The sequence below is a fragment of the Ruegeria sp. AD9 genome, assembly GCF_056542305.1.
Map to the genome: position 1 here is coordinate 473,147 of NZ_JBQFZP010000002.1, position 9,405 is coordinate 482,551.

General features: G+C 54.6%; 8 protein-coding genes. 7 read left to right on the top strand and 1 reads right to left on the bottom strand.

What is annotated here, in order from left to right; all coding sequences use genetic code 11:
- The first annotated feature begins 1 nt into the window (after window position 1).
- Complete coding sequence (locus ACR0AM_RS05345; protein WP_480521400.1) at window positions 2–1,195, top strand: IS91 family transposase; 1,194 nt, start codon at window positions 2–4, stop codon at window positions 1,193–1,195.
- A 480-nt stretch (window positions 1,196–1,675) separates the two neighbouring features.
- On the opposite strand, the gene ACR0AM_RS05350 is transcribed toward ACR0AM_RS05345, so the two are convergent.
- Window positions 1,676–3,001: a tetratricopeptide repeat protein gene (locus ACR0AM_RS05350; RefSeq protein ID WP_010442265.1), complete on the bottom strand. Its 1,326-nt coding sequence runs from the start codon at window positions 2,999–3,001 to the stop codon at window positions 1,676–1,678.
- 144 nt (window positions 3,002–3,145) lie between these two features.
- Between ACR0AM_RS05350 and ACR0AM_RS05355 the strand changes: the two genes are divergently transcribed.
- The 6 genes from ACR0AM_RS05355 (at window position 3,146) to ACR0AM_RS05380 (ending at window position 8,896) form a co-directional block, all read left to right on the top strand.
- Window positions 3,146–3,454: a hypothetical protein gene (locus ACR0AM_RS05355; RefSeq protein ID WP_010442264.1), complete on the top strand. Its 309-nt coding sequence runs from the start codon at window positions 3,146–3,148 to the stop codon at window positions 3,452–3,454.
- A 160-nt stretch (window positions 3,455–3,614) separates the two neighbouring features.
- Window positions 3,615–4,913 carry a guanitoxin biosynthesis MBL fold metallo-hydrolase GntH gene (gntH, locus tag ACR0AM_RS05360; RefSeq protein ID WP_480622319.1) on the top strand — a complete coding sequence of 433 codons (1,299 nt, stop codon included), beginning with the start codon at window positions 3,615–3,617 and terminating at the stop codon, window positions 4,911–4,913.
- Window positions 4,870–6,105, top strand: a complete 1,236-nt coding sequence (locus ACR0AM_RS05365) for an HlyD family secretion protein (protein ID WP_480622320.1) — start codon at window positions 4,870–4,872, stop codon at window positions 6,103–6,105. The genes gntH and ACR0AM_RS05365 overlap by 44 nt, the downstream gene beginning before the upstream one ends.
- A gap of 29 nt (window positions 6,106–6,134) precedes the next feature.
- Entirely contained in the window at window positions 6,135–6,821 is a 687-nt protein-coding gene (locus tag ACR0AM_RS05370; protein WP_037321629.1) for an ABC transporter ATP-binding protein, read from the top strand.
- The gene (locus ACR0AM_RS05375) at window positions 6,821–8,224 is read left to right on the top strand and encodes an ABC transporter permease (protein ID WP_260027312.1); all 1,404 of its coding nucleotides are present in this window, start codon (window positions 6,821–6,823) and stop codon (window positions 8,222–8,224) included. The genes ACR0AM_RS05370 and ACR0AM_RS05375 overlap by 1 nt, the downstream gene beginning before the upstream one ends.
- 18 nt (window positions 8,225–8,242) lie before the next feature.
- A complete protein-coding gene (locus tag ACR0AM_RS05380; RefSeq protein WP_010442259.1) occupies window positions 8,243–8,896 on the top strand; it encodes a DUF3299 domain-containing protein in 654 nt (217 codons plus the stop codon).
- Window positions 8,897–9,405: the final 509 nt, after the last annotated feature.

Consider the following 9,405-nt stretch of genomic DNA (forward strand, 5'->3'; position numbering starts at 1 on the left):
GGTGCCCCGCCCGCGGCTTGAGATCGCTGACATCTTTCGCGCCCATGGTCCCGCATGGCGGCGGGCCAATGCCGGGCATGTCAGCCTCACCCAACTCAGGGTGATGTCGGCGATTGAAGCCTGCCGGACCGAGGCGCTCGGCGGGCATGTGGCAGCCTGCGCCAAATGCGGTCACCGGCATGTCGCGTACAATTCCTGCAAGAACCGGCACTGCCCGAAGTGCCAAGGGCCGGCCGCGCGCGACTGGATGGCAGCACGGGCCGATGACCTGCTGCCGGTGGAGTATTTCCATGTGGTCTTCACCCTGCCGGCGGAGATCGCACGGATCGCCTACTGGAACAAGACGGCGGTCTACGGCCTGCTGTTCCGAGCGTCAGCCGAGACCGTGACGACCATCGCCGCCGATCCCCGGCACCTTGGCGCCCGCGTGGGCATGACCTCTGTACTCCATACCTGGGGTTCGGCGCTGACCCACCACCCGCATGTCCACATGATCGTGCCCGGCGGCGGCCTGTCACCTGACGCTACACGCTGGATCGCCTGCCGCCCTGGTTTCCTTCTGCCCGTGCGCGTCCTGGCCCGGCTGTTCCGGCGCCTGTTCCTGGAAGGGCTGTCGGCGCTGCACAAGGCAGGGCAGCTTCAGTTCTTCGGTGATCTGAAAAGACTGGCCGATCCCGCGGCCTTCGCCGCCTGCCTCGCCCCGCTCCGCAAGACCAAATGGGTCGTCTACGCCAAACCGCCCTTCGGCGGGCCCGAGTCTGTCCTCGCCTATCTCAGCCGATACACCCACCGCGTTGCGATCTCGAACCACCGCCTTGTCAGCGCCGATGCCGAGACCGTTGCGTTCCGTTGGAAGGATTACCGTATCAAGCGCGGCGACCGGATGAAGGTGATGCGGCTCAAGACCGGCGAATTCATCCGCCGGTTCCTGCTGCACGTCCTGCCCGACGGCTTTCACCGTATCCGCCACTACGGCCTGCTGGCCGGCGCCACCCGCAAGACCACCATCGCCCGCATCCGCGACTTGCTTGTGCAGACACTGGCCGAACAGGAAACGCAGGAGACTGCTGAGACCGCTCCGCTCACCCTGCGCGAGCCGTGCCCCTGCTGCGGCGGCCCGATGCGCATCGTGGAAATTTTCCGGCGCGGGCAAAAACCGATGAGCCGTGCGCCACCCAGGGAGCAGGCCGCATGACGAAACGCCCGTCCATGCCGCGAAGACTACCCCGGTTCCAATTCGTTTTCCGGAACGCCCCCGGTACGCCCGGTCCTGTGGTTAGCCCGCAATCACCCGGTCAACGGCTCCGACGGCACCCGGAACGCGCGAACACAGCCCGCTGGATAACCGCCCCCAACCGGCGCTTCCTGCCTGGTCGGCGCTCAGAACCGGCTCCCGCAATCACCCGCAGCATACTTTCCCCATAGACGCCGCCCAGCCTCCCGCGGCTTCCTCCTTGTCAGGTTATTCAACGCGGGCCGGGTTACACACGAACGCCAACGATGCGCCGCGGCCCGCATCGAAAAACCTTCGACAATTCCGCCGTTAGCTACAACAAATTCCGATGACCGCTTTCGGCGTACATTAACACTACCAAGATATGTTCTCTTGTGTTGGCGGTAAAACACACATTACGCAAATGTGCCTGTTTCCAGCCATGGCTCGAAAAGGAATATCTTAAAACCGCCATCCCGCATCTGTTAAGGCTGAAATCACTTCGTCCGATAGATTTGGACTGGAATAAAATGCTGCTAGAACAAGATCTGGCCTGAACTCTGGCCACGACTGTTTCAGTTGATTCAAGGTTGCATGTGCGTCTTTGGCTTCGCCCAACCTTTGATAGGAAGCCGCCAAAAATACCAAAGACAGTGCACTGACGGGGTCACCATTGTCACTCGCAAATTTCAAGGACGCGATTGCTTCCCTAAACTCACCGATGTGAAAACTGGCAACCGCGTGAATGTTCCTGTGGGCAAACCGATGACTTCCCATCTCTCTGGGGTGGCTTGGGTCGCTGACGTCATACGCTTCTTCAAAGCGACCCATAACCAGTAGTATCACGCCGCGAAAGTCCAGAACGTTTCCGTCATTGGGTCGAAGCGACTGGGCGAGTGCTGAATAGTCCAATGCGCTGTCATAGTCGCCAGAAACGTAAGACACCCATGCCATTGCCGATTGGCTCCAGCCGTTTGAGGGCGCAATATCCACAGCTTTCTGTGCCATTTTTCCTGAATTCAGTATCAGCGCGTCACGCTCTTCCTCGCCTCGCGTTAGTAGAGCCTGGGTTCCCAGACTATGGGCCAATCCGGCATATCCACAGTAAAAATCGGGAGCCTCATTTATTGCCATTCTAAAAATGTCGCTGGCCAGGATCTGGTTATCGATAGTTGCGATTGGAAAGAGCAGGCCCCGAGCTTGATCGCAGTAATTTGACGCCTGTACTGCAGCGGGTGATTTAGCGGATAGAGCCTTTCGCTCAAGTGAGCGCGCAGATGTCTTTGGGTTGAGATCAACAACCTGTTCCATGCGCCCGCCCAAGACGTAAGCAAGAGCAATGATCGCTATGGTGACAGCAGGGATGCCAATCCGCCAGGGTAATCCTGGCCTGAATGGCGTATGATCGACATTGCTCTGAATTGTACCAGAGCGGTCCTCGAACCAAGGTGCGTAGCCGCCGCTATCAATGTGAATGCGCAGATCGTCTCCAGCACCTGCCGTTTCATAGTACTGCTGAAGTTTCCGCCGTAACCGCCCCGCATCCACACGAACAACGTTGATGTGGCCGTCATCACTGGCAAAACTCTTGAAGTAAACATCCTGAGCGATTGTTTTGCCAAGAATAGCCTCGGATCTACCCGCAATGGCTTCTTCGACAACGTAGCTCAGAAAATTCCGAAGGCGTTCCGCCTTGCCAAATATGTCACTCGCCAATACCTGGTCCAGCGCGTACTTCACACGGGTCGCGTGACGTTCCGGATCAAGGGTCAATTCTCTGTCGGGCATCTGAAACTTCAAGTTTCTCTGTATTTTCAACTCTATACTGTCAAATGAATATTTGAATGTCACCCTAATTTCACGGTGTAACCCTTCCGCGTCGCGCGATGTGCCCTCAGCCTAGTGCCCAGAGATGGACTAGGCGCCAGGGCAATGACGGACATCAACTTACTAGAGCTCGCTTTTCCGGACCAAATCAGCCGCATCCGCGTCATGCGAAAGAACCATCGTGGATTCGAGGCACTTTGCGGTGACTTCGAGTTGCTCTCAACCGAGTTGGAGAGGGTCCGGAAGGTCAATGAGCAGACGTCACCATGTCTGATCGATCCTGTCACCGAAAGCCTAAACGGGCTGGCCGAGGAAATCGCCGAGCATCTCTCTCGATTCACTAATTCAGAGATTGTCCCGAAAGCCATTTCAGAAGTGGCTCCCATATTCACCCAGGCTCGAACAAAGGACTGAAAATATGCTGCAAGACAGACAGAGGAAGTCAATTAAGTCACTCAGCGCACTCGCCGTCGCAGCGACATTGTTCGCCACAAATGCGTTCGGTCAGGCTCCTCCGGTACAGGAGCCCTCATCCCAAGAAGATATTGAGGCTGCACTGACTGGCGGCGTCCCAATGGGACGTTGGAAAGAGGGTCTGACCTTTGAGGGCATCTCTCCTCAACCGTGGTTGAAAAGTGCGGCGAACTGGTTCCCACGCACAGAAGATGTACAGCCCAACGAGATGAGAATTATCTTCATGGGATCTGCCCCGTTCATTCGCCCTGGGCAAATGAACACAGCGATTCTTGTTGAGCTGGGTAACGGTAAGATTTTCATGTTTGACATTGGTGAGGGCTCACCAGCGAACATCATTGCCAGTGGATATGCACTGAATGAAATTACCGATGTATTCATCACGCACCTGCACGTGGACCACTTTGGTGGGCTGCCGTACCTGTGGATGTTCGGAACCTGGGCAGGTGGATGGCACGAGCAGTTGACGGTCCACGGCCCATCCGGCCGCACCAAGGAGTACGGCACCGCAACGATGGTAGAAGGCATGAAAATGATGACCGGCTGGCACCGGGATGCGTTCAGCGTCTTTCCCGTTGGCAAAGGTTGGGACATCGAAGTCAACGAATTTGATTTCCGTGACAATGGTGGCGTGATCTATGATGAAGACGGGGTCAAAGTCACACACTGGCAAAGAAGCCATGCCAAGGACGGTGCGTCCGGATACCGGATGGACTGGAATGGCATGTGCTTCATCTGGACAGGTGACGGTCGACCCAACATGATCGACATTCCTTTCGCCAAAGGCTGCGATGTCTTCGTAACGGAACAGCAACAGGAAATCATCGAAATCTCATCCGGAGTTCAAGGCGTGCCGCCTTTCCTCGGGCGGTATACCGTCGACACCCATCACACGCCCAGCTATGCGGCCGGCTACATTGCCAATCTGGTGCAACCCAGGCTTCTGATGAACACTCACATGAGCTATGACCCCTATCAGATCGAGGAAACCGTAGCGGAGATCCGAGAGCACTGGAAAGGCCCCTATCACTTTGGAGCGCCTGACGGGATCGTTGTGAACGTCACCAAAGATCAGATATGGGTTCGCGAAGGCATATTGCCCGAGTTTCCAAACTCACGAGCGCCGCAGTTTGACTTTAGCAATGGTCAGTTGATCGTGCCGAAGCCGCCCCACCGGCGCGAAGACATTCAAGAACCCTACGTGCGGGATATGGAGATCGATCCTAAGCTGTACTATCCCGAGGGATATCATCCTGAGCTGCTGACAGAGTGGCCAGTTGATGACGACCTTGTTGTTCCTCTGGAAGTGCTTCCCGAAAATCTGAAAGAGAGTATGGGCGCGGCATGGCGCCATCGTGAAGCCAACCGCAAAGTGTTGGAAGAGCAAGGTGACAACTAAGTCATCATTACAAACAGGGCGATCACTCGTAAGTTTGGGTGGTCGTTCGAACTTTCCGGAAACATCACGAAGGAATGAAGTCTTGTTAATCGTACTTGGCCTCTACTTTGGAATAGTCTGGCTGGTCTTTTCCAAGTTTCACCTTCTCCCCTGGAATGGATTCTGGAAAACTCTGGTTTACTGTGTAGCCGGTGTTATCGCTCTGGTGGTCATCGGTGCGCTGAACCACACAACTCCGACTGGCCCGGTATCCATTCAGGGTGTTTCGACGAATATTGCTCCGAACGTGGCGGGCACGGTTACAGAAATCGTTGTGGAGCCAAACCAGGAAGTTGCAATTGGCGAGACCCTATTCCGGATAGATAATGAGGTTTTCAAAGCCGAGGTTTCCCGGCTCGAAGCTGTCTTGGAAACTGCAAAGTCATCTGCCGATCAACTGTTATCAGATTTATCAGCTGCCGAGGCCGAGATTGAATCCCTGACTGCTCAGCTGATTTTCGGAATTCAGCGTCGTGATGACATCATCCGTTTGGAAGAACGCGGGGCATCAACCACGTTCCAACTGCAAGAGGCTGTCTCAACCATCGACCAGTTGACCGCGAATATCCGCGCAGCAGAAGCCCGGAAGACAAGCCTTGAGCGGCGTATCGCCGCGAAGATCGACGGGCGTGACGCAGGTGTTGTGGAGGCCGAACAGACACTTGCGCAAGCTCTTTGGGATTTAGAGCAAACAGTTGTAAAAGCGCCGGGAAACGGCGTTGTCACGGCTGTATCACTACGACCAGGTAACCGCGCCACTCCGCTACAAGGGGCAATAACTTTTGTCGAACCCGGAGACTTTGCAGTAATTGCTACTCTGCCCCAATCCAGTCGTGCCAATGTTTCGGTCGGTGACGAAATCCGGCTTGCATTTAGAACGGAACCCGGCGGAGAAATTACCGGCCGTATTTCCGATTTTCCGGTCGGAACTGTCGAAGGTACTGTTGATCTAAGGTCAGGCCTTCCCTCATTGCGCGAACTAACCGGGATATCCAGCTACATCGTATTGGTTGAACTACCTGCAGATGCAGACATAAATTACTTGCAATTTGGAACGTCAGGAACAGCTTTGGTCAAGACAGACGAGGCCGGAGCCATTGGTGTTTTGGCAGAGATCCTTTTCTGGGTCACCAAGAAGCTCAATTATCTTTGAAAAACCAAGCCAAAGCATCTGTGTCATCAATGAAAACTGTAGAGCTCAAATCCTTGGTGTTTCGGTGGCCCGGTCAACCTGACCCGGTTCTCTCAGTCGCTAGCTTCGATCTTGAGGCCGGGGAAAGTGTGTTTATGAAAGGCCCCAGTGGCAGCGGAAAGACCACATTGCTTTCGGCAATTGCTGGCGTGATCGATGTACCGCAAAGCGCGGTTCGCGTTGCAGGCACGGATGTCGGGGCTTTGGCCGGAGGTGATCGTGACCGTTTTCGTGTGGATCATTTGGGGATTGTTTTCCAGGTCTTCAATCTCTTGCCTTGGCTCAGTGCGCTTGAAAACACGTTGCTGCCCTGCCGGTTTTCAGCGCGACGTCGCAATCGGTCGGGGCCAGACCCCAAGGCTACCGCCACACGGTTGCTAAGTGAGCTGGGTCTTGAGGATACTGAGCTCATCAATCGACCTGCCAGCGCACTGAGTGTTGGGCAGCAACAACGCGTTGCGGCGGCGCGTGCTCTGATAGGGGCGCCTGAAGTAGTTTTGGCGGATGAACCCACCTCGGCTTTGGATGAGGAAGCGAAAGACACGTTTGTCCAGTTGTTGTTGAAGGAATGCAAAGCATCAGGGGCAAGTTTGTTATTTGTCAGCCATGATCGCAGCCTGGAAAAACACTTCGATCGGAGCGTTGACTTGCCGATGCTGAACGCGGGCAAAACGTGATGTTCAATCTTTGTTATAAAAGCCTTCTCAATCGCCGCTTTATCGCTGCGTTGACTGTTCTTAGCATTGCCTTGAGCGTGGCTTTGATTGTTGGGGTTGAACGACTGCGAACAGAGGCACGAGCGGGTTTTGCCAATTCTGCATCAGGGATCGACCTGATCATTGCGGCACGCGGAAACGATGTGCAGATCCTGATGGCAACGGTTTTTGGTGTCGGCACAACTGGCGCTGGTATCAGCTGGGACAGCTACGAGATGATCGAAGATCTGCCCCAGATAAGCTGGACAGTGCCAATCATGATGGGTGACAACCACCGAGGATATCCCGTGATAGGAACGTCCGAGCAATATTTTGACCACTTTCGTCATAGTGGCGGCCGGCAACTGATATTTGCTGAAGGTGTTCCGTTTAAATCTCCAGATGGCGCAGTGATTGGAGCAAAAGTTGCTCAGGCTTTCGGGTACACGTCAGGTACTGAAATCGTGAATGCCCATGGCTCAGGGGAAGTCGCCTTTGATGTGCACGACGAAGCGCCATTCACAGTGACCGGCGTGCTGGGGCATACCGGGACGGCCGTCGACAGAATGGTTTTTGTCTCACTCGAGGGTTTTGACGCCTTGCACGAAGAACCTGCATCAGAGGTTGCGGACCCATTCGTTTTGATCGAAGCACCAGAAGTCGCCGGAGAACACGAAGACCATGACCATGTGGAGTTAGACGAGCCTGACGAGCACGAAGAAGGGCATCAGGAACATGACGACCGTCATGCTCACGGAAGCGGCCATGAAGACGAGGGGCAAACTGTCACGACCTCTGACGGGCACGATCACGATGGCCATGATCATGAACCGGGGACCATCAACGCGATTTTTGCCGGGCTGGAGGAAAAAACGGCGGTGCTTTCAGTTCAACGGCAACTGGCAGACCATCGCGACGAGGCACTGACCGCTGTTCTTCCTAATGTTGCGCTGTTGCAGCTTTGGTCGATTACCAGTACGGCCGAGACTGCGCTGCGTCTGATGGCAGGCGCTGTGGCAGTGGCTGGAATGATCGGCATGGTGGTCATGTTGTCTGCTTCACTCGACAACCGGCGGCGTGAATTTGCGATCCTTCGATCCGTGGGCGCAACACCTGCCGGCGTCTTTTCCCTGATCTTGCTTGAAGCCGTTTTATTGTTGTCGGCCGGTATCGTGCTTGGAGTAATCGCGCTCAGCGCTCTCACGCGCGTGATAGATCCGATTCTTGCCGCAAATTTTGGGCTTCGCATCGGTGTTGGCCTGCCGAGTTTTCGCGAGGTTCTTCTCATAGCCATCGTTTTCTGCTCTGGTCTTCTTGCCAGTATTATACCTGCGTTAAGGGTGTACCGTATGACGCTATCAGACGGACTGTTGGTGCGGCTTTGAATAAGAGGATCCGCTGAAATGAAAACCATTGCGCATTTTCTGAATATCTTATTCGCCCTTGCGATTGCGGGGCCTCTTCTAGCAGCGGATCCGCGCAACATAAGTTGGCAGGATCTCCTTCCTGAAGAGCGGCCCTACCACGATCCTTTTGCCACCCTAGAATATTCTCAGGTCAATGCGTTGGCCATGCTTTATCGGATTGAGGTTCTGCATGCGGACACTGCGGATGACGAGAAGCGCGCAGAAGCGTTTCAGATCCGCGAAGGACTCGTATCTCAAGGCCTTGACCCAGATTGGTTGTTTGAACAACGCGAAATTGTGATGAACCAACGGTTGATTGCCGCGCGCGAACCGAACCTTGACCTTTTGGGAGAGAACGTGCGCCTTCCCGGCTATCTCCTTCCCCTGGATATTGTCGACCAGAAGGCGGTCGAATTCCTTCTGGTTCCGACAGTTGGAGCCTGCATTCACACACCAGCACCTCCAGCCAATCAGATGGTTTACGTGCGATACGAACAAGGCTTCGAAATCGATGAGTTATATAAGCCGGTTTGGATAAGCGGGGAAATGCGGGCACTGAGCAGGTCCCAGTCACTCAATTACGTGGACGGCCAGGCAAATATCGAAACCTCATATGCGATGGATGCGCTGTCGGTAGAAATCTATGACTGATCAGTCAGACTAGAGGTCTGTTCTATGGCTTCACCGGGATAAATCTTTGCACCGCACCCCTGTATCAGGATCTTTGGTTCGTGCAGATGTGACGCTGCAAATCTCCTCTGAAGCTCCTTGATGATCAATAGGGCGATTTTTTTTCACGATCCGCCATTTCGTGACCACACCATTCCACGCGTACGGGTTTTACAAGTACACCCGGCAACCCTCGCTGGTTAATCAGCTTATTATAAGTAGCAAGAACTCTTTTTCATTGCTCTTGATCGATCATGTTGTCTCTTTGACCTATTGATCAGTGTTCTTAATCGCATCGCATACCGCGCTTGTAAGCCGCCTTTCGTGCGTGTCGCAGCATCCGTTAGTTTGGGCTCGAAGCGGACAGTCGGCAAATTTGGTGGAGCGTCTGCTTCGCGGATATTTTGTTGAAAAACTCGGGCTTGATCGGTTGGTAAGTTGCTGATTCAATTCTTCCTAAAGGGAGGGATCAGCCATGATGGGACCGAGAC